The organism is Mesorhizobium hawassense (assembly GCF_003289945.1).
GTDB lineage: Bacteria > Pseudomonadota > Alphaproteobacteria > Rhizobiales > Rhizobiaceae > Mesorhizobium > Mesorhizobium hawassense.
Genome location: NZ_QMBP01000014.1, coordinates 177,743 through 203,979 on the forward strand (window position 1 = coordinate 177,743; position 26,237 = coordinate 203,979).

General features: G+C 61.9%; 28 protein-coding genes and 2 tRNA genes. 10 read left to right on the forward strand and 20 right to left on the reverse strand.

What is annotated here, in order from left to right:
- Positions 1-2: 2 nt before the first annotated feature.
- From hisD to DPM33_RS25695, 4 genes are all read right to left on the reverse strand, one after another.
- Positions 3-1,295, reverse strand: a complete 1,293-nt coding sequence (gene hisD / locus DPM33_RS25680) for a histidinol dehydrogenase (RefSeq protein ID WP_112100185.1) — start codon at positions 1,293-1,295, stop codon at positions 3-5.
- A gap of 6 nt (positions 1,296-1,301) precedes the next feature.
- Positions 1,302-1,736, reverse strand: a complete 435-nt coding sequence (locus tag DPM33_RS25685; protein WP_112100186.1) for a DUF2948 family protein — start codon at positions 1,734-1,736, stop codon at positions 1,302-1,304.
- Between the two features lie 197 nt (positions 1,737-1,933).
- The gene (gene murA / locus DPM33_RS25690) at positions 1,934-3,226 is read right to left on the reverse strand and encodes a UDP-N-acetylglucosamine 1-carboxyvinyltransferase (RefSeq protein WP_112100187.1); all 1,293 of its coding nucleotides are present in this window, start codon (positions 3,224-3,226) and stop codon (positions 1,934-1,936) included.
- A 139-nt stretch (positions 3,227-3,365) separates the two neighbouring features.
- Positions 3,366-3,566 carry a hypothetical protein gene (locus DPM33_RS25695; protein ID WP_112100188.1) on the reverse strand — a complete coding sequence of 67 codons (201 nt, stop codon included), beginning with the start codon at positions 3,564-3,566 and terminating at the stop codon, positions 3,366-3,368.
- Positions 3,567-3,788: 222 nt separating this feature from the next.
- Between DPM33_RS25695 and DPM33_RS25700 the strand changes: the two genes are divergently transcribed.
- Positions 3,789-3,863 (forward strand) — tRNA-Thr (locus DPM33_RS25700).
- Positions 3,864-3,938: 75 nt separating this feature from the next.
- A tRNA-Cys gene (locus DPM33_RS25705) sits at positions 3,939-4,013 on the forward strand.
- A gap of 67 nt (positions 4,014-4,080) precedes the next feature.
- On the opposite strand, the gene DPM33_RS25710 is transcribed toward DPM33_RS25705, so the two are convergent.
- Entirely contained in the window at positions 4,081-4,827 is a 747-nt protein-coding gene (locus DPM33_RS25710; protein ID WP_245442374.1) for a GGDEF domain-containing protein, read from the reverse strand.
- Positions 4,828-5,088: 261 nt separating this feature from the next.
- Positions 5,089-5,799, reverse strand: coding sequence for a thermonuclease family protein (locus DPM33_RS25715; RefSeq protein ID WP_245442375.1), 711 nt, complete (start codon positions 5,797-5,799; stop codon positions 5,089-5,091).
- Between the two features lie 204 nt (positions 5,800-6,003).
- On the opposite strand from DPM33_RS25715, the gene DPM33_RS25720 reads away from it, so the two are divergent.
- The gene (locus DPM33_RS25720; protein ID WP_112100189.1) at positions 6,004-6,540 is read left to right on the forward strand and encodes a hypothetical protein; all 537 of its coding nucleotides are present in this window, start codon (positions 6,004-6,006) and stop codon (positions 6,538-6,540) included.
- 42 nt (positions 6,541-6,582) lie between these two features.
- On the opposite strand, the gene DPM33_RS25725 is transcribed toward DPM33_RS25720, so the two are convergent.
- The 10 genes from DPM33_RS25725 to DPM33_RS25770 form a co-directional block, all read right to left on the reverse strand.
- A complete protein-coding gene (locus DPM33_RS25725) occupies positions 6,583-7,143 on the reverse strand; it encodes a hypothetical protein (protein ID WP_112100190.1) in 561 nt (186 codons plus the stop codon).
- Positions 7,140-7,733, reverse strand: a complete 594-nt coding sequence (locus tag DPM33_RS25730) for a L,D-transpeptidase (protein ID WP_112100191.1) — start codon at positions 7,731-7,733, stop codon at positions 7,140-7,142. The genes DPM33_RS25725 and DPM33_RS25730 overlap by 4 nt, the downstream gene beginning before the upstream one ends.
- Positions 7,720-8,883, reverse strand: a complete 1,164-nt coding sequence (locus DPM33_RS25735; RefSeq protein WP_112100192.1) for a CpaE/TadZ family protein — start codon at positions 8,881-8,883, stop codon at positions 7,720-7,722. The genes DPM33_RS25730 and DPM33_RS25735 overlap by 14 nt, the downstream gene beginning before the upstream one ends.
- The gene (locus DPM33_RS25740; protein ID WP_112100233.1) at positions 8,880-9,518 is read right to left on the reverse strand and encodes a TadE/TadG family type IV pilus assembly protein; all 639 of its coding nucleotides are present in this window, start codon (positions 9,516-9,518) and stop codon (positions 8,880-8,882) included. Before DPM33_RS25740 ends, DPM33_RS25735 begins: the two co-directional genes overlap by 4 nt.
- 2 nt (positions 9,519-9,520) lie before the next feature.
- Complete coding sequence (locus tag DPM33_RS25745) at positions 9,521-10,051, reverse strand: TadE/TadG family type IV pilus assembly protein (protein WP_281004815.1); 531 nt, start codon at positions 10,049-10,051, stop codon at positions 9,521-9,523.
- A 5-nt stretch (positions 10,052-10,056) separates the two neighbouring features.
- Positions 10,057-11,616, reverse strand: coding sequence for a TadE/TadG family type IV pilus assembly protein (locus tag DPM33_RS25750; protein ID WP_112100194.1), 1,560 nt, complete (start codon positions 11,614-11,616; stop codon positions 10,057-10,059).
- Positions 11,617-11,684: 68 nt separating this feature from the next.
- The gene (locus tag DPM33_RS25755) at positions 11,685-11,987 is read right to left on the reverse strand and encodes a hypothetical protein (protein ID WP_112100195.1); all 303 of its coding nucleotides are present in this window, start codon (positions 11,985-11,987) and stop codon (positions 11,685-11,687) included.
- Positions 11,974-13,419, reverse strand: a complete 1,446-nt coding sequence (locus tag DPM33_RS25760) for a type II and III secretion system protein family protein (RefSeq protein ID WP_112100196.1) — start codon at positions 13,417-13,419, stop codon at positions 11,974-11,976. Before DPM33_RS25760 ends, DPM33_RS25755 begins: the two co-directional genes overlap by 14 nt.
- Before the next feature lie 53 nt (positions 13,420-13,472).
- A complete protein-coding gene (gene cpaB, locus DPM33_RS25765) occupies positions 13,473-14,513 on the reverse strand; it encodes a Flp pilus assembly protein CpaB (RefSeq protein ID WP_112100197.1) in 1,041 nt (346 codons plus the stop codon).
- 89 nt (positions 14,514-14,602) lie between these two features.
- Complete coding sequence (locus DPM33_RS25770; protein WP_112100198.1) at positions 14,603-14,818, reverse strand: Flp family type IVb pilin; 216 nt, start codon at positions 14,816-14,818, stop codon at positions 14,603-14,605.
- A gap of 499 nt (positions 14,819-15,317) precedes the next feature.
- On the opposite strand from DPM33_RS25770, the gene DPM33_RS25775 reads away from it, so the two are divergent.
- From DPM33_RS25775 to DPM33_RS25805, 7 genes are all read left to right on the forward strand, one after another.
- Complete coding sequence (locus DPM33_RS25775; RefSeq protein WP_112100199.1) at positions 15,318-16,703, forward strand: TadA family conjugal transfer-associated ATPase; 1,386 nt, start codon at positions 15,318-15,320, stop codon at positions 16,701-16,703.
- Complete coding sequence (locus DPM33_RS25780; protein WP_112100200.1) at positions 16,703-17,674, forward strand: type II secretion system F family protein; 972 nt, start codon at positions 16,703-16,705, stop codon at positions 17,672-17,674. Before DPM33_RS25775 ends, DPM33_RS25780 begins: the two co-directional genes overlap by 1 nt.
- 18 nt (positions 17,675-17,692) lie before the next feature.
- On the forward strand, positions 17,693-18,643 hold the full coding sequence (locus DPM33_RS25785) for a type II secretion system F family protein (protein WP_112100201.1): 951 nt from the start codon (positions 17,693-17,695) through the stop codon (positions 18,641-18,643).
- Between the two features lie 54 nt (positions 18,644-18,697).
- Complete coding sequence (locus tag DPM33_RS25790; protein ID WP_167449221.1) at positions 18,698-19,252, forward strand: tetratricopeptide repeat protein; 555 nt, start codon at positions 18,698-18,700, stop codon at positions 19,250-19,252.
- A complete protein-coding gene (locus DPM33_RS25795; protein ID WP_112100202.1) occupies positions 19,249-19,779 on the forward strand; it encodes a prepilin peptidase in 531 nt (176 codons plus the stop codon). Before DPM33_RS25790 ends, DPM33_RS25795 begins: the two co-directional genes overlap by 4 nt.
- Before the next feature lie 48 nt (positions 19,780-19,827).
- On the forward strand, positions 19,828-20,862 hold the full coding sequence (locus DPM33_RS25800) for a phosphatase PAP2 family protein (protein ID WP_146770318.1): 1,035 nt from the start codon (positions 19,828-19,830) through the stop codon (positions 20,860-20,862).
- Positions 20,863-20,951: 89 nt separating this feature from the next.
- The gene (locus tag DPM33_RS25805) at positions 20,952-21,620 is read left to right on the forward strand and encodes a methyltransferase family protein (protein ID WP_112100204.1); all 669 of its coding nucleotides are present in this window, start codon (positions 20,952-20,954) and stop codon (positions 21,618-21,620) included.
- A 7-nt stretch (positions 21,621-21,627) separates the two neighbouring features.
- On the opposite strand, the gene DPM33_RS25810 is transcribed toward DPM33_RS25805, so the two are convergent.
- The 4 genes from DPM33_RS25810 to DPM33_RS37495 form a co-directional block, all read right to left on the reverse strand.
- Positions 21,628-22,929 (reverse strand): ABC transporter substrate-binding protein, encoded by a 1,302-nt coding sequence (locus DPM33_RS25810; RefSeq protein ID WP_167449213.1) that lies wholly within the window; start codon positions 22,927-22,929, stop codon positions 21,628-21,630.
- 202 nt (positions 22,930-23,131) lie between these two features.
- Positions 23,132-23,725 (reverse strand): lytic transglycosylase domain-containing protein, encoded by a 594-nt coding sequence (locus DPM33_RS25815; protein WP_342634370.1) that lies wholly within the window; start codon positions 23,723-23,725, stop codon positions 23,132-23,134.
- A 293-nt stretch (positions 23,726-24,018) separates the two neighbouring features.
- Positions 24,019-24,387, reverse strand: coding sequence for a hypothetical protein (locus tag DPM33_RS25820; protein ID WP_112100207.1), 369 nt, complete (start codon positions 24,385-24,387; stop codon positions 24,019-24,021).
- Between the two features lie 72 nt (positions 24,388-24,459).
- A partial coding sequence (locus DPM33_RS37495; protein WP_146770319.1) for a DUF5801 repeats-in-toxin domain-containing protein occupies positions 24,460-26,237 on the reverse strand: 1,778 nt, incomplete at its 5' end.

The window sequence follows — 26,237 nt, forward strand, 5'->3', positions numbered from 1 at the left end:
CGCTACATGTTCAACCTGATCGCGACGGAGCGGGCATGCGCGTCGAGCCCTTCCGCCTTGGCAAGCGCGATCGCGGCGGGCGCCAGCAGCTTGAGCTGCTCCGGGCCAAGCTTCAGGATCGAGGTGCGCTTGACGAAATCGAGCACGGACAGTCCCGACGAGAAACGCGCCGAGCGCGCCGTCGGCAAGACGTGGTTGGAGCCGCCGACATAGTCGCCGATGACCTCCGGCGTGTGGCGGCCGATGAACACGGCGCCCGCGTTGCGCATCCTGCCAAGGAAGCTCTCGGCATCGTCGAAAGCGAGCTCGACATGCTCGGCCGCGATCCTGTCGACCAGCGGCAGCGAGGCCTCTAACGCAGGCACCAGGATCACCGCGCCGAAATCGCGCCAGCTCGCGGCCGCCGTTTCGGCGCGCGGCAGCACCTTCAGCTGGCGTTCGACCGCCTGCTCGACCGCCTTGCCGAATTCGGCGTTGTCGGTGATCAGGATCGACTGCGCCGAAACGTCGTGCTCGGCCTGTGCCAACAGGTCGGCGGCAATCCAGTCGGGATCGTTGTCGGCGTCGGCCACGACCAGCACTTCCGACGGCCCGGCGATCATGTCGATACCGACCGTGCCGAAAACCTGCCGCTTGGCCGCCGCGACATAGGCATTGCCCGGCCCGACGATCTTGGCCACCGGCATGATCGTCTCGGTGCCATGGGCGAGAGCGGCGACGGCCTGAGCGCCGCCGACGCGGTAGATTTCGGAAACGCCGGCCAGGTCGGCGGCCACCAGCACCAGCGGGTTGATGACGCCGCGCGTGGCCGGCACGACGATGACGATGCGCTCGACGCCGGCGACCTTGGCCGGCACGGCATTCATCAGCACCGAGCTCGGATAGCTTGCCGTGCCGCCCGGCACGTAGAGGCCGACGGCTTCGATCGCCGTCCAGCGCGAGCCGAGCTCGACGCCGGCGGCATCCGTGTAGCGGTCGTCCTTCGGCTTCTGCCGCTGGTGATGCGAGCGGATACGGTCGCGCGCGAATTTGAGCGCCTCGATCGTGGCCGGATCGGCCGTTTGATAGGCCTTGGCGATATCGTCCTTGGACACGGCGATACCGAGCGCGCCGAGATCGGCTTTGTCGAACTTCAACGTATAGTCGACGAGCGCCTTGTCGCCTTCGGCGCGCACGCGGGCGATGATGTCACGCACCACGGCCTCGACATCGGCCGACACCTCGCGCTTGGTGGTGAGGAAGGCCGAAAAACGCTGTTCGAAATCGGCGTCCTGCTGGCGGAGTGTAATAGCCATTGCGGCTCAGCCCCTGTGCGCCGGTCGTGAAGTGGCTTCCCAGGAGCCGCCGATATCGGCAAGCCGCGCCTCGATGCATTCGACGTCGAGCATGATGGTGCCGCCGCCGGAAAACACCAGCTCGACGATCCCGGCCGGCTTGCTGATGGCGATGAAGCTGACCGCCAGCAGCGACAGCACCTCGGCCGGCTTGTCTCTCGGAATACCGTTGGTCTTGGCGCCGAGCACGCGGTCGAAATGCAGGACGGCCTGCCGCCGTTCATTGTGCTGGCGGAACAAGCCGGACTTCGCTTCCCAGACGAAGCGGTTCATGGTCAGCACGAAGCGTTTGGCCGCCGGCAGGTATTCGAGGTCCGAGACCTTCATCACGGCGTCCTGTACATGCGCCGAGACGATGCTCAGATCCTGGTCGTCGAGCGCGATGAGCTTGAGAGCTGCCATGCGGAATGCGCACCTGAACGTTGACAATTCAGCGTTCTGTTAGAGCATGACCCCGAAAAGTGGAAACCGGTTTTCGGCAAAGATCATGCTCACACAAAAAGCTAGAGCGTGGTTGAACTCGGCTAGGTCGAGTTCAACCACGCTCTAGTGGGTCTTTGCCGTCGGTGCAACCGCCCGACAGGATTGCCCGCAAAGCGTCAGCCCGAAATCCGCTCGATCATCGCGCCACAGCCGGAGAGCTTCTCTTCCAGCCGCTCGAAGCCGCGGTCGAGGTGGTAGACGCGGTTGACCGTGGTTTCGCCCTCTGCCGCAAGGCCGGCGATGACCAGCGACACCGAGGCGCGCAGGTCGGTCGCCATCACGGGCGCGCCCTTCAGCTTGGCTACGCCGTCGACGATCGCCGTCTGGCCGGAAAGCGTGATGTGGGCGCCGAGGCGAGCTAGCTCCTGCACATGCATGAAGCGGTTCTCGAAGATGGTCTCGGTGATGCGCGACTTGCCCTTGGCCATGGTCATCAGGCCCATGAACTGCGCCTGCAGATCGGTCGGAAAGGCAGGAAAGGGGGCGGTCGCGACGTCGACCGGCGCAATGCCGGCGCCGTTGCGCTTGACGCGGATGCCCTCGTTGGTCGGCGTGATCTCGGCGCCCGTCTGGACGAGAATGTCGAGCGCGCTCTGCAACAAATCGGGCCGGGCGCCGGCGAGCATGACGTCGCCACCGGTCATGGCGACCGCCATGGCATAGGTGCCGGTCTCGATACGGTCCGGAATGACGCGCACGCGGGCGCCGGAAAGAGCCTCGACGCCCTGGATGGTGATGGTCGAGGTGCCAGCGCCATGGATCTTGGCGCCCATGGCGATGAGGCATTCGGCGAGATTGACGATCTCCGGCTCGCGGGCGGCGTTTTCCAGCACCGTCTCGCCCTTGGCGAGCGAGGCCGCCATCATCAGCACATGCGTGGCGCCGACCGAGACCTTCGGGAAGACATAGCGGTTGCCGGTGAGGCGGCCATTCTTGGTCTTGGCCATGACATAGCCGTTGTCGACGTCGAGATCGGCGCCCAGCACCTGCAGGCCTTCGAGGAACAGGTCGACAGGGCGCGTGCCGATGGCGCAGCCGCCCGGCAGCGACACCTTGGCTTCGCCCATGCGGGCAAGCAGCGGCCCGATCACCCAGAAGGAGGCGCGCATCTTGGAGACCAGCTCATAGGGAGCGGTGGTGTCGACGATGTTGCGGGCGGAAAAATTGATGGTGCGCGAATAGCCTTCCTGCTGCTTTTCGCGCCGGCCGTTGACGGAATAGTCGACGCCATGATTGCCGAGGATGCGGATCAGCTGCTCGACATCGGCCAGATGCGGCACGTTTTCCAAGGTCAACGTGTCGTCGGTGAGCAGCGAGGCGATCATAAGCGGCAATGCCGCATTCTTGGCGCCCGAGATCGGAATGGTACCGGCAAGCTCATTGCCGCCGACAATTCTGATGCGATCCATGAGAAAACGTCCCCTCGGCCCGAACGGGCCGCTTCAATCGGTTGAGTGTGCCCGGCTTAGACCATTGGCCGGCTTGGTTCAAGAAATAGGATTTTCTTAAAACCGAACCGACCATGACCGGCCAGTATGGCTGATTTGGTCAGTCCTTGTGCATTTTTCCAGCAGCCGGCAACCCTTCCGACCGCTGATCGGCACCGCCGGCGCGCTGGCTTTCAGTGTCGCCTGTGCGTCGCGAGCGGGCCTGCGCCTTGCGTTTCTGCAGATTGGCGCGCAACGCCTCGGCCAGCCGGTCCTTGCGCTGTCCGTCGCCTTTTTTCGGTGGATTTGCCTTGTCGTTCATCGTCCAATTCCTGACCGGTGTCAGCCGGCCCGCGAATCCGCAATCGCTAGCATTTTAGCGCGGCCATGTCATGAAAGCAGGCCGGGAGCCGGTTCTGCGCTGTGGATCAACCGCGCACGCCGCCGTAAAAGGCCAGACGGTTGCCTGGAATCACATGCGACGCTTTGGGTTTTTCTTGGCCTTGCGCTTGCCGGTTCGATATGGCAGAAGCCGCCATCGCAGGCTGCGGTAGCTCAGTGGTAGAGCACTCCCTTGGTAAGGGAGAGGTCGAGAGTTCAATCCTCTCTCGCAGCACCAGAATTCCCGCAACTGCTTGATTGCGCGGCGCTTGACGATGGTCTGGCGCCGACCTATTGCGATGCCTCGCATTCAGGCCTCGTGGCGGAATGGTTCACGCGGAGAACTGCAGATCCTTCATTCCCGGTTCGATTCCGGGCGAGGACTCCAGTTCCCGCCCACAATTGCCCGGCCGAATTCGCTAGCCGGGCCAACACGCGAACTGGATCGCGCCGGCTCAGTTGTTGACATGCGACAGCCGCATGCCGGTTTCGTCCGGGGCCTCGGCCATGCCTTCCTCCGCGAAGCGGTACATGTCCTCGAAATCCAGCTCATGCTCGAAAACGACGCCGCCGACGCTGATCGCAAGGACGTCCTTGTCGCCTTTCGGCGCGAAATAGATCTCGCCGACCGCGCCGCGAATGCGCTCGCCGATCTCCTTGGCATCCTGGTCGCTCGCGCCCGGGAGGAAGACGCCGAACATCGAGGTTCCGAGCCGGCCGATCAGATCGTCCTTGCGCACCGCGGACCGGATGGCCGATGCGATCAGCCGCAAGGCCTCGTCGCCCCATTCGAGACCGAAGCGCAGGTTGATCGATGCCAGATGCTCCGGATGGATGACCAGAAAGGCGCCGGAGCGCGGACCGACCGGTCTCGCCGCCCTCCTGTCGACCATCGACGTGAACACCTTGCCGTTCAGGCAACCGGTCAACTGGTCAAAGGTGCCGGACCTGGTGAGTTCCTGCCGGTAGCGGCGGATCTCGATCTGTTGCCAGCCGAGCAGGGCAAACAGCGGCAGGCCTATGGCGATCGGCACGACAATGGCCGTAACCGCCCCGCGCACGAACGGCGTCAGGCTGTCGCTGAACATCAGCAGGTAGTTCAATGCGAGTGAAAGAGCCACGCAGGCGGCGGTGCCAAGCACGGCCAGCCAGATGACCTGCGTCCATGTCCGAACCGGTGCGGTCTGCGTTTTCGTGGGCAAGGGCCAATCTCCTGTTCGACGCACTGGCTTTACAGGAGGTCCGTTACGATTTCGGTGTCAGGAAAACGTACAATTTGATGCAAAATCGGCATCTTCTCCACGGGAAGCGCTGGATCCGGCGGGCGCCGCGGCTTCCGCGTTCGATGACCCGCCCGGACGTTGGAACTGTCTACGGTCTTTAGGAAAACGGAAGCGCTCTGACCATTCTGCTTTCACGCAATTCGGGAGCGGAACCAGCCGCGGATTTTCATGCAAATTGCGCTATTGCGGCGGGCCGAAGATGCCCATCCTGGCGTCTCTGGCCACCGCTTCCGCCTTGCCATAGATGCCGGTGGGCGCGGCCATCGCCCAGCCGTTGGAAACCAGCCAGGCGCCGACATCCTGCTTGCCGAGCACGCAGGGCGCGGCGATGGCGAAGCGATCGACATCCGGCGGCAGCAGGCATTTGAGTGCCCGGCCGCGCAGCCAGGCGTTGAAGGCGGCGCGGGCGCGCTGGCCGCAGGGCCAGGCGCTGTTGTCGAACGAGCAGGTCCTGCCCGGGTCTATGTCGACCGTCCCGCTGATGGCGACCGTGCGTCCCATGGCTTCGAAGACCGCCGAGGAGGTCGCGACCGGCCGGAAAAGCAGCGTCTCGCGCCAATCCTGCGGCATCGGCGTCTTCGGCCATTGCGCGAGCCCGAGTTCGCCGAGCGGAGGGCGCGGCTCGATGCGTTGGGTCCCGGATGGGTCGAGCGGCGGCGGCGCGATGAGATCCTCGGCGATCCTGCGCGCCGGTTGGCTTGGCCGTGCGTCGTGGATCGGGCCCTGGGGGGCCGGTGTCATCTCGCCATCGTTCTGAGCCGGCGTGCTCGAAAGCGGCTCGGGCGGCAGCCAGCGCGCGCTCTCGGCGATCAGCAACATGCCGGCGAGCAGCCCGAGCCCGCCGAGCACCGGCGCCAGCCGCGGGCGACCGGGCGGTTTCGCCTGGCTCACGCGCGGACCTTCGCGGGGCCGCGCCGATTGCCGGTGATGGCGCCCGAGCCCAATCCGCTGGATCCTGTCAACACGGCGCCCCCCGCTCTTTGAACCCGATCATACATTAGACGCGAGCGACATCGCTTGAAAAGCAAGGCGTTGCGTTAAGTGTCGGGCAACGAATGCGGCATAGAATCGGCCATCGGGTTTCGAGGGGATGATATGACGCGCAAGCCGATACTGCTCTTTGCCTTTCCGGCCCTGATGCTGCTTCTGCTGGCGGCGGAGCGAATGGCGGCAATGCTTCTCGGCTTCTATCCGGCGAGCCCCGCGGTGTGGCATGCCTGGCTGGAACTGCGCCCGTTCTCGACGATGTTCTGGCAGCAGGCGGATTTCTACCTCGGTGGATCGATGGTCCTCAATGCCGCTGTCATCCTTGTCGCTACGACCGCCTGTTGGATGGCCTGCCAGGCAAAGCGGTCCACCGGCTTCTTCCTGGCCAATCACGTCGCCCTGCTTTTCGCCGGGCTGATGATCGCGCTAGGCAGCCATTCGGAAACGGCGAGCACGATCGCGTCGTTCACCGCGCCGCGCGGCATGCAATTCTCGCTGATGATCGATTTCAGCTGGGAGAACAGCCTGGTGCTTTGCCTCGGCCTCGCCGCCTGCGCCTATTGCCACGTCGCCTTCCTGCGCGAAGCGAGGCTGCGCGCCGAAGCCCGCGCCATCCACATCCTGGCGCTGCAGCGCGATCTCTGACACCCGGCCATCACAGGTCGAAATGGCCAATTCGTCGGCGGCTCAGTTGATCTTCTTGTAATAGACCTTGCCGTCCGCCTGCTGGATGCGCTGGTAGGACGGGTTGGGGCCGGGAGGCGCGACCTTCCTCTTGAACGAGCGCTGCCCATCGACAGGATCGGCGCTGCTGTCGTCTACAGCGGAAGCCTCCGCCATCGTAGTATTGCTAAGCATGGTCGGCTCGGGCGCGCTGGGCGCCGGCTCGCTCGCTGCAACGGGTTGGCCTTGCTCCAGCTTGGCAAGGTTGCCGTTGATCTGGCCGAAACTCGCCTGCAACTGGCGGTCCAGCGTCTCGAACCGGCTCTGGAAACCGTTGTTGACGGTATCGATGCGGGCGCCGATCCGCTGCTCGAACTGGCCGAGCTGTTCCAGCCGCGCCTCCATCGTCCTGAGGTCGTTGACGCCCCGGTAGAGATAGACGGCGGCCGTCACGTTGACGGCGGTGACGAGCGCAGCGCCAACCGCGACGGCAGCGATGAGCTTGGCCCGGCTGGGCTTTTCCGGAGCGGCTTCCCGTAGACCGAGTTCGATTGCCGGAGCGTCCGGCGCGCTGATCATCGTCATTCAACCACCACCTTTGCGCCCACCGCGACGCGTTTGAAGAGATCGATCACATCGGTGTTCGTCAACCGAAAACATCCGGACGTGCCGTCGAAACCGACGCCCTTGGGATCGTTGGTGCCATGGATACGATAGAGCGTGTCGCGCCCGTCGCGCGCAAGGTAAAGCGCCCTGGCGCCGAGCGGATTGTAGGGACCGGCTGGCACCATCGCTGGCAATTCCGGCTGCCGTGCGCGCATCTCCTTGGGCGGGCGCCATTCCGGCCATTCGGTCTTGGAGGCAACCTTGACCGTTCCGGTCCAGCCGAAGCCGTCGCGGCCGACACTGATCTGGTAGCGCAGCGCCTGGCCCTGGCCCGTCACCAGATAGAGCGCCTTCTCGTTCTTGCGGATGATGATCGTGCCGGGTTGCTCGCTGGTCTGCAAGGCAACCGCCTTGCGCAGGCTGGGGCCCATGGCCGGCAACGGCGGCAGGCCCGATCCGGCCATCGCCACATCGCAACCCGACGCCAGCACGATCCCGATCAGCAAGGCGCCGGCCAAGCCGGCGCTGCCGCCGCGCGCTTTCCCGGCGATGGTTCTAGCGCTGGGCATTGTCCAGCCGTTCCTTGAACATCGCCTTCAGATCCTTGTTGAAGCGCGCGCGCTTGTCCACCTCGGAAGGCAGGATGGCGCGATTCAGCGCGTCGGCCAAGAGCGCATTGTCCAACGCCAGCGACTTGATGTTCGGCGCCTTGAAGATCTTCTCCAGCTCGCTGCGCGAGAAGTGGTTGCCGAACCATTTGCGCTTGTGCTTGTTGGCGACCAGCGTGATGCTGACCTTGTTGCCGCGCAATTCGCGGATCTTCTTGTAGAGCCGCTTGCCTTGTCTGAGCGAGGCGACGTTGAGCTCGAAGACGATGAAGATCTCGTCGCTCGTGCGCAGCACCGAATCATGCCACGGCGTCTCGATGTTGGGCAGGTCGATGACGATGTCGTCGAAGCGGTAGGCGACGAGATCGAGCAGCCGGAAGACGAAGTCGGAGCCGTGCGGCTCGAACGGCAGTTGCGGCCGCTCGAAGGAATAGAGCGTGAGGCCGGACGGCCGTTCCAGCTTGATGACGTCCATGAGCTCGACGTCTAGCCTGTCCGGCTGGCCGATGATGCCGGCGAGGTCGAACTGGTTGAACTGGTTGAGATAGGCGCCGCAATTGGCGCTCTGGAAGTCGAGGTCGACGAGGCAGGTCGAGGCCGCCCGCTCGGCCGACTTCGAGGCCAGGTGCTCCGCGGCCGAGATCGCCAGCGTGGTGGCGCCGGCGCCGCCGCTGGCGGCGATGAAGGTGACGATGCGGCTCTTTGTGCCCTGGTTGCCGGTGTCGTGGAAGGTGACGGCGTTGAGCAGTTCCTTTGGATCGAGCGGCTTGTGCAGCCAGTCGGAAGCGTTCATGCGCACCAGAACGCGCGTCTGCTCGGAGGTTAGCTCGTCGGAAATTGCGATCAGCGGCACCGAGGACCAGGCCGTGCGCGCCTCGACGATCCCCGGATTGCCGAGCAGCTCGCCATTGCCGAGATCGAGGATGATGATGCCGGGCCGGCTGTCGACCGGCGGCCCCTTCAGGAACTCGGCCGCGTCTGACACCTTGACGTCATAGATCGCCAGTGCGTCGAGGCGTGTCGTCACATCGCGCTTGAAATTCGGATCCGACGAAAACAGCGCCACCTGCTTTCGCTTCGTTGGGAGAACTCTGGTGTCGATGGCGTTCATGGCGATGTACTCTTCAAATCTTCACCCGTTACCGTACTCAGCATGTCGGGCATTGCCATATCGTCGAGCCCAAGCAGTCCGCCCAGGAAGAAGAAGTGGTAGTTCACGTTCTGGAGGCTGACGGTGATTGTCGGCACGGCGCCGCCGAGGCGCGTCTGATAGCCCAGGCCGGTGGCCGTGTAGTGGATGAGGACATTCGCGGGGGTCAGGAAGGGATAAAAGTGGCACATGCCCGGCCGCTGGTTCGCCGCCAGCGCGGGGCAGGTGCCCGTGCCGCTCGCATCCCCCTGGAAGATCCGGTTGAAATTCGCCGCCGTCCAGGTGCCGTTGACACAGTTTGCCCCCGCGCAGCTGCAGGTCGAAGTGGCGCCGTTGCAGGTGTAGTCATAGGACCCCGCGACAATCGGCGCTCCCGGCGACGTCGTGGCGCCGGCCGTCGAAATCTCCGGAGCAATCGGGTCGGAAATGGAGGCGATCCGCGCGCCCGCCTGCACGGCCTTGGTTGCCGCGTTCCATTGGTAGAGCGCGTAGCCGTAGTCGACGAAGCCCAGGGTTATGGTGAAAAGCAGGGTCATCGCGATGGCCATCTCGACCATCGTGGTACCGTCCTCTGATGTCGTGAAACGCTTGAACATCATCAAAACCGGATCAACCGCTCCTGATGCTGGCCACCGACCGTGATGGAGCTGACGCCGACGAGCGAAAGCATGCCCAGGTCCTGATAGTGAAAATTGGTCGAGGCCGTTACGACGCATACCTGCGAGGTGGTGGAGAGATAAAGCACCGTGCCGGTGCCCGGATCGACCGCATTCACGCAAGTGCTGCTGTTGATCGTCACGTCGGAAGCCTGCCAGCCGACGACGCGCGGCGTATCCGTTGTCGTGCCGCCGATCTTTCCGTACACGGCGATGCTTGCCGCAAGCGTCGCACAGTTGATCGCGGTGAGCCCATTGTCGGTATAGAGTTGGCTGTTGCAACGCGCAGCAAAGCGGGCTGCGTCGCTCAGTCCGGCCTCGACAAGCAGCTTGTCGTGCAGAAACCGGCCGAATTCGAATATGCCGGCGGATAGCACAACCATCAGCGGAACGATCAGCGCCATCTCGACCAGGACCGTGCCGCCCTGGTCCTGGCGGAAGTGTCGAAGGCAATGTGAAAGCGTCTTTCTCATTGCCGTCACCGATAGAGCTGCGCTTCGTTGCGCAGGAAATTGTCCAGCGTTCCAGCGCCGCCGCGACCCGTTATGTCGACGAGCTCGACGAAGACGGAGCCGCCCGCATTGGCGCCTGGAACAGGCTCCGTCATGAAGAAGCTGGCGAAGGCCTCGACGGGAAGGTTGGTGCTGTTGCCATTAAGGTTGTTTCCGGCCGCCTGCAGCGCGTTGCAGTTCAGGATCGCGCCATAGATCAACCGGCGGTCGACGGTGGTGACGGGCGGTTGGCAGGAGCTCGGCGGCGTACCCACTTCTCCACCCGTCGAGGCGCGCCCAACCAGATTGTTCGCGATCTCGTATCTGTAAACCTGGTATCGGGTTGGCTTGGTGGTGTCCCACGAAGAAGGGTAGCTGGTGGATTGGAAATTGGTGCTCCAGTAGCCGGAAAGGTTCCAGTTTCCGTCCCCCATCCGACCGCCCATATACGGCGTGGTGGCGTCGCGCGGCAGGCCCATATTGCCCGTCCCATTGAACGTCAGCTGATTGTAATTTGGGCACTGGTTCCCGTTCCCGTTCCCGTTCCCGTTGCCATTCCCGTTTCCGTTACCATTGCCTCCAGTGGATGCTCCTTTTCGCACATTCGAGGCCGGGCCATACTCGGCGCTGTTGAAGGCATTGCCGCTGGCATTGATTCCGAAGCGCACGTTGAAGGCATCCTGGACCGGGCCGTTGTTCTGGCCGGTTTTGGTGCTGACGCCCTGCGCGGAGTAGCAACCTTGCGGCCTGGACGTGGCAATCGTCTGCGCCAGTGCCTGGGCGCCATTGCCGACGCCGTCCGGCGGCTGCAGGAAGCCGAAATTGCCCGGGCCGTAGGCGGCGTTGTTTCCCACCAGCCGAAGTTCGATCAGTCGTCGGTGCGCCGCCGGATCCGTGACTGCTTGTTCGAGGGTTACACCGCCCGCGCTGTTGGTGCCGTTCACCATCTCATACGGGTTGCACATGAACACAGGCGTGTAGTTGCAGACCCCGGACGTGAAGCCGGCCACCGAAACAGCACCGAAACGGATGCGGTCGTCAGCCGTGTTCCCCGAAAGGAACGAGGCCGGGAAGATGGTGGAGAACGTCTCCGGCTGAGCCTCCACCATGATGAACCGGGTCAGGGAAGCCGAGGCCGCATAGTTCGCCGACGTAATCATCGAGGCATCGCTTGCGGGTATGCTGGCGAGGAAGCACCAGGATATCTGTCCCCTCGAACGGCAGGCCGAATAGGTTGCGTCGACTGTCGTTGTTCCGGTTCCGGGCAGGGTAACGATTCCCGCGTCCGAAAAGGTGGTGTCGTTCGAAAGCAAATTGGCAAGGGCGTTCTCGGCCCGGGTCCATGCGTCGGTCCTGCCGTTCAACTCGGCCGCGGCGGCTAGCGCCAGCGCATCGGTGGCCTTCTGCATGTCGTTGTGCAGGTTGTTGACCCTGCTCATATCGATGGTGAGTGCCGAAAAGCCAATGATCGCAGGCAGCATGATGCTGAGCAAAATCAGCGCAACGCCTCTCTGATCGTTCCAAAACGCGCGAACGATTCCCAACATGGCCCTACCCCTTACCCCTTCGTGTCGGGCTCCTCGCCTGCCCGATACGCCGCTTCCTTTCGCTTTATTTACTGCGTTGCCGTGCCTGCTGCCGCCGGGCTGGTGTTGACCGTCATGCTTGTTGTCGTTGCCGGCGGAGTTGGTGGAATCTTGTATTTCTGGACGACGCCAACCGAACGCGCGCCGTCGCCTTCTATCTTCGTGTTGTTCGAAGCCGGATTGTACGGGTTGACCGTCTGCAGCAGCTCGTTGGCTCTTTGCGAGTCACCCGACGCCAGCGTCATCGTGTCGTAGTTGTTCAGATAGTCGGCCGCGCAGCCCGCAAGCAGGCTCGAGCTGAGAAGGACGAACAGGAGCTTATTTCTTGACATAGACCAGCTTGTCCTTCGATTTGACATCCAGCATGTGGCCGTAAGGCCCGGTGACGCCGTCGCCGTGCTCATACATCCGAATCATGTCCTTGCTGACTTCGAGCTGGCCGAGCAGCATGAGCTCCGGGTCGTTGGCTGGCTTCGTCTTGTCGAAAGGTGTCGCCAGTTGCTCGCCGGGCTTCACCGGCCGCACGAGATGCGGCGTGACGATCACCACCAGTTCGGTTTCTTCCTTTTGCGTGCTCGAATTGTGGAACAGTGCCCCGATAATCGGAACCTGGCCGAGCCACGGCACCTGATCTTGCAGCCTGGTGTTCTTGCTGGAGAGCAGACCGCCTACGGCGAAGCTCTGACCGTCGCGGAGGTCAACTACGGTCGACAGTTTGCGGTTGGTGAAGATCGGATCGCCAGCTGCGGTGAAGCCGGTTAAGTCACTGACTTCCGGCGCCAGCTTAATGTGGATCTTGCCGTCATCCAGCACCACCGGCGTGAAGTTCAAATTAACGCCAAACTGCTTGAAGACGATCTCGACTTCGCCTTGTGCATTGACACTGCGGATGGGCACCTCGCCACCAGCGTTGAAGCTGGCGGTTTCACCTGAAACGGTTGTTAGATTGGGTTCCGCCAGCAGCCGAACGACACCTTTGGACTCAAGCGCTTCAATGATCAGGTCAACTTTGATGTTGCTGTCGATAACTCGGGTGATCAGTGCTCCAAACGGACTTGCCGTCGACAGCAGGCCGCTCACAAGATCGCCCGGACCGAGCACCACATTGTCCTTGTCGACTGCGGCAATGCCGGTTCCGGTTCGCGTCGTACCCCTCGAGTTTGTGCTCCTGATCGACACCCCGAGATCGCGGCCCGCGTTGCGCTTGGCCTCCAGGATACGGACCGACAGATTGACCTGCTCGCTATCATCGATCGTCACGGCATTGATGATGGAATCCGGGCCATACTGCTGGGTCACCTCGACGATCTGCGCCAGCGTCGCGGCGTCCTTGACGTGGCCGGAAAGCCTGATCTTGCCGTTTATAGAACCGATCTCGATACGCGCCCGCGGCGCCACCTGGCGGATCGCGGCCGCCATGTCGCTGACGTCCTGGCCGACCTCGATCTGGATGGTGCCGAGCGATCGCTTGTCGTCGGAGAAAAGGTTGACGGTGGTCGTGCCGACGCTCTTGCCGATGATGTAGAGCGTCTTGTCGGTCATCGGTTGGGCGTCGGCGATCTTCTCGTCACCGACGACGATATCGCCCAGGGTAGCATTCACCTGGAGAGTGATCGATTGCGATATCGGCACGAAAACCCGGTGGAGAGAAGGACTGGTCACGTCGACGAAGCGATCGGCCGCCCTGGCCGGATAATCCGAGATCGCTGCCAACGACACAAAGGATAGCGCAGCCGCCGCCATCCTTACCCAAAAGCGCTGCATCCAAGTCTCCCCTCTTGCCGCCAAATGGCGACCCTCGTCTTGCCGCTTGGCTTCTAGTGTTGTCGCGGCACGTCGTAAGTTTCCAGCTTCACGCCACGGAACACACCCACCGTAGCACGCGCCGGTGGTTCCGGCTGCACAAATTTGACCACTTCCTTTACGACTTCCTGCGGCTGCGGCGCCGAAGCAACAACCGGCGCAGGCTTGACCTTGCTCAACTCGTCGATCTGGCTTCCAACCCGCTCCACGGCGTGGGCCAATCCATCGATCTTGGCGTCGGCACGCTTTCTGTCTTCGGCGGCGGCCGCGTCGGCGGCCTTCTGCCTCTCGAGTTCCGCCTGCCTCTTGGCGACGTCTTCCGGCGTTTCGCCGGTCAGATCCGAAAGCGTGATGCGCTCGGTGCTCTCCCCCTTGTTGGCCGCGGCCTGGCGGAGCGCCAGTGACAACTGGCCCGCGCCGGCGGCAAGCGTCAGCTTCTGCGCATCCTTGGTGCTGACCTCAACCGTCACCGCTTTCACGACCGTCGGATTGTCCTTGCTTTCGTCCGCGACCTGGTCGACCGCGAGAACCTTCACGCTCTGCAACAGCACGTCGACGAAGCTCTTGTCCGCTCCCTCGCTGTCATGCTGGGTGCGTGTCAGCAATATGTCGACGCGATCCCCGGGAAACACGAAGCCGGCCACGCCGAGCACGTCGTTGACTCGTATGGAAACCGCTTTCATGCCCTCGGTCAGTACCGCTGAAAGCGTAGCGCGCTGGCCGGGACCGGTAATCTTGCTGGCAAGCACGGGCTCGTTGGGGCCGATCGCCTGCAAAGCTTGCTTCGTGCCGTCGCCGGCAAGCAGGTCCTTTGCGGTTTTGAATGACCCTGCGGGAACGGCGCCCGCGGGCCATGGAATTTCGCGCAGCTTGTCGGAGGTCAGCGTGTCGCCAAATTTGAGCGGCACCGCCGCCACCACCACAGTGTCGCGCGGAACGTCTTCAGTCCGCGCCATCGCGCTGCGTTGATTGGCAAGCCAGATATTGGCAAGCACGACCGCCAGGATGCCGAACACTCCGGCGAGGACAATCATTATGAGTGTGTTTGCGCGCATGGACCCCAAAGCCCCATATCCATGATGCGGGCGCTTTGCCCGCTTACTTCAGGCCCGGGTCGCCCGACCCGGGCCTGAATTCAAAAAAATCAAGTCGCCGCCGCGCAGGCGGTGTGGCCGGTGGCGCCGTGACCGTTCAGTGAGGCGCAGAGGCCGGTGAACTGGCCGCCGACCCAGCCGCCGATGGCGATGATCACCAGGATCGAGGCCGCAGCGATGATGCCGATGAGAATCGAATATTCGACCATAGCAGCGCCGTTATCATCGTCGCGGAACTGCCGGGCCATCGTCATGAGCTTTTTCATGCCAATTTCTCCCTCTGGAGGTTTGAACCCGACGAGACAGAGCCAAGGATGAACCCATACCATAGCATCCCCCGTCGAATTCAATCCTAGGTCGCGTGAAAAAGCGAAGTCAAACGGATTAACAGTCCCTTAACCTTTCAATACCTAGGCAAAAGGATTTTAAGCTTCGACAAGAGCTTGATTCGCCTCACTTTTCAACCCTTCTTAACCATTCATTCACAATTTGGCCACACATGCGCCTTTGGCCGGATTCCATTAGTAAGGTTACATAGCTGTTTATATCTAATGGCTTAGGAGTGCATATTCGCTTGTGCTGCGACATAAGTCGTAGGACTTTGGTCCATGGATGGGATGTTATGGAAATAAAACGATTTTTCGGGAAGTCGATTTTTTAACTATGTTGCAAGTAATACACGCTTGGGGCACCGCCGCTGCTTGTGCCTCTCGTGGTTAACGCTTAGTTTCGACGTCGGGGGAAATTGCAAGGGGGCATGGCAGCATGCTGGGTCGCTTCATCAAAGGATCGAACGAGCAGAAGACAGCGCAGTCGTCGGCGGGAGCTGTGACGGTGCATAGTTTGCCTGCGGCTCCCGTCGCGGATGGCGAAATGCAAGGCGACGATTTCCTGACGCTCAAGGTCGACCTGCATCGCCATCTCATCGACCGTTTCAACCTCTCTGCCCTGGAAACCGCCTCCAAGGACGAGATCCTCAATGAGATCCGGCCGATCGTGCGCGAATTCGTTCGCGGCCGAAATGTGCCGTTGAACGCGCGCGAACTCGATCAGCTGACCAGCGACACGGCCGACGAGATGCTCGGCCTCGGTCCGATCGAACCACTTCTCAAGGACGATTCGATCGCCGACATATTGATCAACACCCACAAGCGCGTGTTCATCGAGCGGCGCGGCGTGATCGAGGAAACCTCGATCCGCTTTCGCGACGAGGCGCATCTGCTGCGGATCGTCAACAAGATCGTGTCGGCCATTGGCCGGCGTGTCGATGAATCATCGCCGATGGCGGATGCCCGCCTGGAGGACGGCTCGCGCGTCAACATCGCGGTGCGGCCGATCTCGGTCGACGGTCCACTGGTGTCGATACGAAAATTCTCCAAGAATCCTTATTCGCTGGAGCGGCTGATCGCGTTCAATTCCATCCGCCCGCCGATGGTCGATTTGCTGCGGATCGCCGTGCAGACGCGCAAGTCGATCCTGGTTTCGGGCGGCACCGGCAGCGGCAAGACGACCCTGCTCAACGCGCTGTCGAGCTATATTCCGGCCACCGAGCGCCTCATCACCATTGAGGACGCGGCCGAACTGCAGTTGCAGCAGCCGCATGTCGGCCGGCTGGAAACGCGCCCGCCCAATGTCGAGGGCAAAGGCGAGGTGCGTCAGCGCGAACTCGTCAAGAATGCGCTGCGCATGCGGCCGGACCGCATCGTCGTCGGCGAAGTGCGCGGCGAAGAGGCCTTCGACATGCTGCAGGCCATGAACACCGGCCATGAAGGCTCGATGACCACCATCCATGCCAACACGCCGCGCGATGCTTTGTCTCGTTTGGAACAGATGGTCGGCATGGCCGGCATGCCCATGACCCATGAGTCGATCCGGGCGCAGATCGCTTCCGCCATCGACATCATCGTGCAGACGCAACGTCTCTCGGACGGGGGCAGGCGTGTGGTCTCCATATCCGAATTGACCGGCATGGAAGGCAACGTCGTTCAGCTCCAGGAACTCTATCATTTCGTCCGCCGCGAGGTGACGTCGGAGGGCAAGATCGTTGGCGAATTCCGCGCCACCGGCATCCGCCCGCGTTTTGCCCAGGAAGCGGCCACGCTCGGCCTTCACTTCGGCAAGGACGCATTCAATCCGCAGGTGCCACTCTGATGCCGACCGGCCAGTCGTTGCTTTATCTTATCTATGTTCTGGCGGCTGCCTCGGTGATCCTGGCAGCTGAGTCGCTCTACGTATCCTATGCCGGTCGACGCACCAGGGCTGGCACGATCAACCGGCGGCTCAAGCGTCTCGCGGAGGAGGCGCCCGCGGTGGAGACCTTGCAGGGTCTGTTGCGCGAGCGTGGCCTGACTGAAAAAGGCGACTTTGTCTTTCGCATGATCGGCCTGAACCGGCTCTATACGCAATCCGGCATCACAGGCAGTCCTGTCGCCTTTGCCGGGATGTTCGCGCTGGCGGGCCTCGTGCTGGCGCTTGCGTCTTCGCTCCTTCTCGATTTCTCCATCGGCCTGGCGCTGCTCATTTTCCTTTTTGTCGCGGTCGTGCTGCCGTTGCTCGTGCTTCGGCGTTCCCGCAACAAGCGCATTCAAAAATTCGCCAGGCAACTGCCCGACGCGCTCGACATGATCGTTCGTTCTTTGCGGGCCGGACATCCGGCATCGGTGGCGATTAGCCTTGTCGCTCGAGAGATGCCCGACCCGCTTGGGACCGAATTCGGCATCGTTTCCGATGAGATTACGTTTGGCCTCAGTCTCGAAAACGCTGTCCGCAAGCTGTCGCAGCGCGTGGGCTTCGAGGGTCTGAACCTGCTTTCGATCTCGCTGTCCATTCAATCGAAGACCGGCGGCAATCTCACCGAGATACTCGACAATCTGGCCAAGGTGCTGCGCGAGCGGCAAAAACTCAGAATGAAGATCAAGGCGTTGTCGGCCGAAGGTCGGCTCTCCGCCTGGATGATCTCACTGTTCCCGATCGTCATGTTCCTGATCCTCCAGGTCCTTGCGCCGGCTTACTACGGCACGATCTGGCACAACCCGGTCGTCTTTCCGGTGTTCGTGGTCTTCGGGGTCTGGGCGCTTTTGGGCGACTACATCATGTACCGAATGGTCAATTTCGATTTCTGACGGGAGCTCGCCATCAGCCTGTTTTCAAATACACCGGATCTAAGCTTCCTGATCTCCATCGCGGTCTTCCTGGCGGCAGTGGCGCTTTTCCTGGTCGGTGCGCTGATCCTCTCGCCGGCCTTACAGACGCGAAGGCTGGTCACGCGGAGCCTGATGGCCGAGGGGATCACCGATCGTCGGTCGCTTGCCGGCCAAGAGCAGCTTGCCAGGATTTCCGCGCAACGGCCGATCGACGCCTATTTCCGCACTGTCGAGAAGGAGCGGGGCGAGCCGAACGCCCTCGAGGCCAAGCTCTTTCGGGCCGGCTTCTATCATTCGAGCGCGCCCCTGATCTATACCCTGGCGCGAATCTGCGCGGTCGGCGTTGGCTTTCTTCTGATCTACGCACTCCTGTCCAGGATCATTCCCCCGCAGGTTCCTGGTTTCATTGCATTGGCCGCCGCCGCTCTCTTCGGGCTCGCCTGCCTGGTTGTCCCGAGCATCATGCTTGACCGGTTCGAGAATGCCCAGAAGCAGATCTATCAACGTGGCTTTCCCGATTTCATGGACATGATGATCACCTGCGCCGACGCGGGCATGAGCCTGGAGGCCGCGGTCGAGCGGGTCAGCAATGAACTGGCGGGCACACACAAATGGCTCGGCATTCAGCTTGCCATCATGAATTTGCAGCTGCGCGCCGGCAAGCCACTGCGTGACGCATTGCGCGAACTCGCCGACCGTATCGGACTTGAGGAAGCCAAGGCCTTGGCGGTGCTGTTTCGGCAGTCCGAGGAGCTCGGCACCAGCCTGACGGAGGCACTGCGCGTCTACAGCGACGAGATGCGCAGCCAGAGAATCCTGAGGGCTGAAGAGCGTGCCAATGCGCTGCCCGTCAAAATGATGGTTCCTTTGGGGCTATGCATCTTCCCTGTCGTGCTTATGATCATCATGCTTCCGGTGATCATTCGCATGAGAGGCATTTTCTTCTAAGCTGTCGTATGATTAGGTTCTAAAATAGAATCGGAGGGCTCCTTGGGGCAGAAATTGACAAGGCCGTTGCGCCTCGCCGCCGCAGCCAGCGTGCTGATGGTCCTGCTTGCCGGTTGCCAGTCGGTCGATGACAAGGGCAACGGCGTCGTGCGGACCAACGAGCCCGCCAAGGGTGACTACACCGCCTTTGGCGATGCTTTCGACGGGCTGAAGACCGTCAGCGATGTCGACTACTATGCGTCGGATCAGGCGGTTGCCGAGGCCAAGACCCAGTTCCGGTCGGAAAACTATGGCAATGCCGGCGCGCTGTTCTACAAGGGCACCCGCCTTGCACCCAATGACGGGGTGGCTTGGCTGGGCCTCGCCGCCTCCTGCGATCGCATCAGGCGTTTCGATCTGTCCGACATGGCTTATGCCAAGGCCTATCGGCTGCTCGGCGCAACCCCGGAATATTACAACAATCTCGGTTATTCCTATCTGCTGCGCGGTAAGCTGCAGGATGCGCGCAGCAACTTCCTCAAGGCCTATGAACTCGCGCCTAACGATCCGACCGTGGCCAACAATCTGAAGCTTCTGTCTTCCAGCGTGCGCAACATAGAGCGGTCATGAGCCTTTTGCTCGCGGCATCGCTTGTACTGAAGGCGCTGGCTATCCCGCTGCTGGCAAGAATCGGTTGGGTCGATTTTACGACGCAGAAGATAACCAACCGCGCCGTGCTCTTGCTGCTTGGTATCGCGCTCGGATCGCTGCTGCTCCTGTCACTCCACCTCGGATCCTGGTGGAACATGGGGCTGAGTGCGTTTGCCGGACTGTTCCTGTTTGTCGTTCTGTTCCCGTTCTGGGCCCTGCGCAAGGTCGGTGCCGGAGACGTCAAGCTGATGGCGGTTATGCCACTCCTGATCGGGAGTGGCGATCTGACCGTGTTTTCCATTCTCCTGCTCGTATTCGCCATTGCCGTGGCGGTGATCGTGAAAAACCCTTTCCTGCTGCCCGAAGGCGCTTTTCGCTTTTATGTCGAGCATTTGGATCGCAAGCGCGTTGTGCCGTTTGGCGTGGTGATTTCGATGGCGTCGATCTGCACGATAGCGTTTCAGATCTACGCAAATCTAATGCCGCACCCAGGCCCCGCGATCTGAAAATCGCCCTTCCGGACGTTAACTGACTTGGCTCCGAAGTTCTCGCCGATGACGCCGAAAGTGGAAACTGAAGTTCGCAGAAGCCCGGCAGCTTGGCGCAGCAATCAGCCATTTTTCCTGGTCTTCATTTTCTATGCGTTGACGGTGCTTGTCGCCGCGATGCATTGGCACCTTGCGCTCGACCCCGAACTCTACGGCATGCTGTTCGTCCTGTTCGGGGTTGCAATTTCCGTCCTCGTGCTTGTCGTGATGTCGGTCGGGGTCATGTTGCAGAAGCCGAAGCGTCTGCTTCCCGCCCTCGTCGATAGTTTCTTTGCAAACGATTTTCCCAATCGCCTCGTGATCGGCCTGCCCGTGGCGCTGGCGTTGCCTATCTTCTTCTCGCTGTTCACCAGCGTGAAGAACGGCCTCAGCAAGATGGTGCCTTTTTATGCCGACCCTGCGCTGATCACCATCGATCGGAAGATCCATGGCGGCATGGATGCCTGGCAGACATTGCACCCGCTATTGGGGAATGGACCGGCCATATTCGCATTGAATTTTGTCTACAACAGCTGGTTTATCGTGATGTTCGTCGTGCTGTTTTGCGTGGCGTTCTCGATAGGAAACGAGAGAGCCAGGGCACAGTATCTGGTGGCCTTCGTGATCGTGTGGGGCCTGCTGGGAAACTTCGTCGCAACCTTATTCGCGTCGGTCGGCCCGGTCTACGTCAGTCCGTTTTACGGCGACGAGACCTTCTCACCGTTGATGAACTTTCTCCAGGCGACTGACATGAACTATCCCGTCTGGGCGCTCAGGACGCAGAAGCTGCTGCTCGCCAATGCAGCTTCGATTGGCCCGAGGGTGGGAAGCGGAATATCGGCGTTTCCTTCGATTCACGTCGCCGTGGCGACCCTGAATGCCATCTATTTTTGGCGCTTCGGCGGCTTCCTGCGGTGGGCCGGCATTGCCTTTCTGCTCCTGATTCAATTGGGATCCGTGCACCTTGCCTGGCACTACGGGATCGACGGCTATGCCTCGCTCCTCGCCACGCCAATCATTTGGGTGTTCGCCGGCTGGTTCTGTCGGGCTCAGCTGAAATAAATACGGTAACGTTCGTATCGTATCATCAGTCGTTGATTGGATTTTCTGGCGAAGCAATAGGCCTCGCTGAGCCTCATTCGGAGAGAAAGATGCTCACGGAAGACTTCCTTGGTCGGATTGCCATCGTGATCGTCATGACGGTCCTGGTGATATTTAGCGGTGCGCCTCTGTTGGCTCATTTCTACCGGGACATTTCGGCAGATGCCCTTGCCGTTTTCACTCAGGTCGCTTCTACGGCTTTTCTTGCGTTGCAGCTTGTTATGACGGTTGGCCGCATCCCTCCAAAAGGAACGGCGAAGGGGATCGAGCCGAGGCTGACGTCGATAGCTGGCGCCTTCTTGATATTGGTGGCGCTGTTTCTAACGCCTGCGGTGGAGAGCGAATCTGTCCAACTGATAGCTCTCTGCTTGGTCTTCATAGGCACGGTCTGTTCGATTTTCTGCCTCTACTGGCTCGGTCGTTCGTTCTCGATCATGGCAACGGCGCGCCGCCTGGTTACTTCAGGCCCCTACTCGATTGTGCGCCATCCGCTGTACATCTGCGAAGCCGTCTTCGTTTCTGGTATGATCCTCTCGCACTTTTCGATGTTGATGATTGCCTTGGGCATTCTGCAGTTTTCGCTGCAATATCGCCGCGCCAGGCACGAGGAAGCGATTCTGCGGCAGACTTTTCCTGAATATGAAGAATATGCCCGTCGCGTGCCGATGCTGGTGCCAAGGTTCTTTCCTGCGGCGCGGCCTGCGTCTTCCCGGGATTAGCTGATCCTCAAAACCCCGAAATCGACTTCTCCACCAGCTTCAGCTGGCCTTTTTCCACCTTGAAGAACGGCATCGACCTCTGGCTCGAGCCGTCGGCGCGGAAGCGGAACAGGCCGGTCGAGCCGCGGAAGCCGCTCGCGTTTTCCAGCACCTGCTTGCTGAAGCCGTCAGGCCCGACGGAGCTGGCGATGCCCGCGCTCAGCGCCACCATGTCGTAGGCATAGGCCACGTTCATGTCCGGCTGGTAGTTGTAGGTCGCCTTGAAGCGGTCGGCGATCGGCCCGGTCTCGCTCTGGTCGAGGGTCGCGATATAGGTGCCTTCGTAGAGCGGGTCCATCGGGCGTTCGAGCCAGCGGTCGGTGCCGATCAGCGTCACGGCCTTGCCCGGAATGCCTTTCGCCTTGAGCGCGGCAAGCACCGGGGCCGGGCTGCCGTCGCCACTGGCCACGACCACGGCGTCGGGCGCGTCGACCAGCGAGCCCATGTCGGACACCACCTTGGCGCCGTCCGCCACGGAATAGGGCAGCGTCACCGCAAGTGCGGCGCCATAGATGCTGAGCGCGTTGGCGACTCGCGATTCGATGGCGCTGCCGTCGGTGCCTGCCGGCACCATCAGCACGAATTTCTTGGCGCCCTTGCTGGCGATTGCCGCGGCGCCCGCCGCGGCGCTGTCGGCTTCGCTCAGCCGCACGGAATAGACGCCGGGGCCGCCGGCGAAATTGTCGGCTAGTGCCAGCACCGGCGGCCGCTTCGAGCCGGAGAGCTTGGCAAGATGCTGCGTGGCCGCAAGCTCGGACGGTCCGATGATGACCCTGGCCGCGCCCGACGTGATCGCCTTCACCGCGAGGTCCTTGGCGTAGGCGCTGTCGCCGCGCGTGTCCTGGATCGTCAGCGTCAACAGCTTGTCGCCGAGATCGACCATCGCGAGCCGCGCGCCGTCATACATCTTGCGGCCGTTCTCGCCGGTGCTTCCAGGCGCCGAAAGCGGCAGCAGCATGGCCACCTTGGTCGGCCCTGAGCCGAGCGTCAGGTTGGCTTGCGCGGCGGCGACCGAGGTCGGGCCGCCCACGGTTGTGGTGCCCTGAGTCGGGCTGCCCTGGGTCGGGCTGCCCTGGGTCGGGCTGCCCTGGGTCGGGCTGCTTGCCTGCTGAGCGGGCGCCGCCGGGCTGCTGGCTTGTCCGGCGGGTGCCGCAATCGCCGACGGATCGAGCACATCCGACGCGCCGCTCTTGGACTGGCATCCGCTCAGCGTCGCAACCAGGCCGAAAGCAATGGCCCAGATTCGCGGATCGTGCCGATCAAGTCTCATCATGCTTCCACCCGAGTGTCGCCAGGTATTGTCCCGGTCTATCTTCAATTTGGTCTTAACGTCTTGCTAAAGCAATTCCAGGAAAAGTGTGAGCGGTTTTCCGGTCGGAATTGCGCAAAAACAAAGAGTTAGAGCGGTTCGCCGTTTCCGCGAAACGGTGAAACGCTCTAGTCCGGCCGCCGCGTAATTCTTGAGCCGCGGCCTAGCCGTCGAACAGCCGCGCCCTGAGCGCCTTGATCGTCCTTGCCTGCGCCGGGCTGCGATACTCGGCGCATCTCATGTAGCGCGGCCCCGGCACGAAGAAGCGGCGCACGCAAACGCGTTTCCCCTCGCCGGCGACAGCCTCGTCCACCGGACCGTCGGAAAAGCCGATCGTCGCCACCGGCAACGGCCCGGCCACATTGAAACCTTCCCTTGCCAGGATCGAGCGGGCGCGCTGGCAGTAATTGACCGAGCGGACCGAAAAGCGGGTTTCCCCGTGCCCGGCCCGATACTTCATCACGGTGGTGCAAAGATCACCCGCGGCGAGCCTGTTCGCCCGCGCCAGATATTTGACGCCGAGCGCGATGTTGGTCGCCGGCTCGCCGAGTTCGTCGAGCGAGCCGCGAAAGCCGAGCATCCGCGCCGTAGCCGGCATGACCTGCATCAGGCCGACTTCGCCGTCGGCGCCGCGCACGCCGGGATCGAAGCCGCTTTCGATCTCCATCACCGCATGCGCCAGCACCGGCTCGAGGCCATAGCGCGACGCCTGACAGGTTGCGAATGCCTTGAATGTCTCGCGGGTCCGCTCCGGCACCGCGCTACATTGCACGGGCCGAGCCTGTTGCAATTGCGGCCGTTCGAGCCAGTTGGCGTGGACGGGAGTCTGACCCGCACCAAACAAGCCGACCGCTAGAGCAATTCCAGGAAAAGTGCCTAGTGGTTGGGCTCGGCGACTTCGCCGTAGCCTTCCGTTCGGAATTGCGTCAAAACAAAAAGCTAGATCGTTTCGCCGTTTGCGTGAAACGCCGAAACGATCTAGCGCGATCCCCTTGAGCAGCTTTCCGTCGGCCACCATCGCAGCCAGCTGGTGCTCTATGGGCCGTCAGCTCAGTGCATATACTCGACCATGCGGTCGTGGAAGCACTCGCATTTGTTGAGCGTATCCTCGTCCTTGTAGTTCGTCTTGAGGTAGCCATAGGCCATGCCGCAGGCGACCTTGGCTTCCGAAGCCCAGACGAAGGCGGGGCGCGACGAGTTGATCCATTCCGGGCTGTTCGCGACGGCGACGGATTCGTCCATCAGCTTCACCACATGGTCCTTGAGCTCGACCATATTGTCGGTCAGCACCAGGTCCGAGGTGCCGACGGTGCGGCAATAGTTTATCGCCGGTTCGCCGATGATGTCGGCGGCGAAGCCCGTCGACCCGGCGAGCAGCAGCGCCGTGGCCGAAGCCAGCGATCTTGCACAACGCTTCATGTAAGTCCCTCTCCAAACTGCGAATTCACGGTTCGCTAATGCATAGCATGGAAGCACGGCCACGCATAAGTGCTAAATCGTGGCCGTGTGCTGCACATGGTTCGTGTCGTCGTACAGAATGTTGATCGTGCCGGCGGCTGGTGCGTTCTGCAGCACGGCAACATCGACGAAGTTGGCCGCGTTGCCGGAGCCGCTGGTGTCCACGCTAACGGCGTGCGTCGTGCTGTTGTAATGCACGTAGTTGTTGATGTTGCCGTTGAGTGCTGTGTCGAACAACGCCGTCAGGTCGATCTTGTCGCCCTGGCCGCCCGCCCCGCTATAGTCGGTGATCAGATCCTTGATGTCGAGATGATCGAGCTTGAACGTGTCCGCGCCCGCGCCGCCGGTCATCGTATCCTGGCCGGCGCCGCCGATCAGGAGGTCGTTGCCGTCACCGCCGATCAGCGTGTCGTTGCCTGAACTGCCGGCAATGACGACGCCGTCATTGCCGTCGACAGGGGCAAAGGCTGCGTTATGCGCATCGAGCGTCAGCGCGGAGGTTGTGGCGATCGTCAGCGGATCGGAAAGCGTCGAGGTGTCGCCGTCGCGGTCGGTTGCCGACAGGCCGAAGTTCATCGTCAGATCGTGGATCGTCGTCACCTCGCCATAGGTGATGTTGTTGAAGGCGAAGGTCGCATTGCCGCTGACCGAATGGTCATAGGTGACGTTGATGTCGTCGTAGGCGTGGTTGACATAGAGCGTATAGGTGCTGGTCGCTGCGTTGAAGGCGACGCCGCCATTGGTGGTCAGAAGCGTGTTGTCCGAGGTCTCCACGATCTTGATCGTGATGTCGGTAGAGGGCTTCGTGATCTGAAGATCGAAATCCTTCACGGAGCCGCCATTGTCGAGAACATGGAACTGGATGTCGGCGACGCTGCCGTTGCTCCCGCCCCATTTGTTGAGAACGAAGCTGACGGCCGTCTGATCCTGCGTGAAGTTGAGGTGCAGCGTCTCATGCGGATCCATCTGCTGCCCGCTGCTGCCGACCGCGATGCCCACGTTGGAAGCCTTGACCTGCGTCGCAACGCCGTTGAGATCGCCGGTGATGACGAGCTGGCCGTCCGGCGAGGTAAGCGAATTTTGACTACCGCCGGAAGACGAGAACGCGGAATCCCCGGTCACGGTCGTCGTGGTGATCACCGACGGCGAGTTCAAGGTGTAGTCGTAGGTGCCGTTCGCGTTGAGATCGAGCGTGAAGAAGGCGCTGCCTGCTGGATTGCTCGAGTCCGAATAGGCATGCATCAGCACACCGCCGTCGGCCTGTGCGGTCTCGGTGTAGTAGAAGGTGAAGATCACGGCGTGCGTGGTTGCATCCTGAACCTGAACGGTCGTGACGCCCGCGCTGGTGGCCTGGGCGAAAGTGACCGCGCTGCCGCTATACGTGCCGCTCGCCAGCAGCGCGAGCGACAGGTGATCGAGCCCGTCGGCGCCGAAAGCCGCGTTGTAGCTCCCCGTGAAGCTGGTGCCGGCCTGGTTGGCCACGATCGCATCCATCACGGAGTTGAAGACCGGGCCGTCGTCGTGGAAGGTGGCCTTGGAGCCGAGGTCGAGCGACTGCGAAGCCTTGTCGCCGTCATTGTCGGTCACGGTCGCCGTCAGCGTCACCAGGCCCGAGGTCAGGCTGATGCCTTCGGAGCTGTCGGTCGGATTGTCGATCGTGTTCTCGTGCACCGCGCGGTCCTGCGTCAGCGTCACGGCGCCGGTCGAGGCGTTGACCGAAAGCGTGAACACCAGGAAGGCCGGGTCGCCGCTGTGGCCGGTCACATAGCCCGACACCGTGTTGCCGCTCTGCGACAGCACCACGGCCTGGC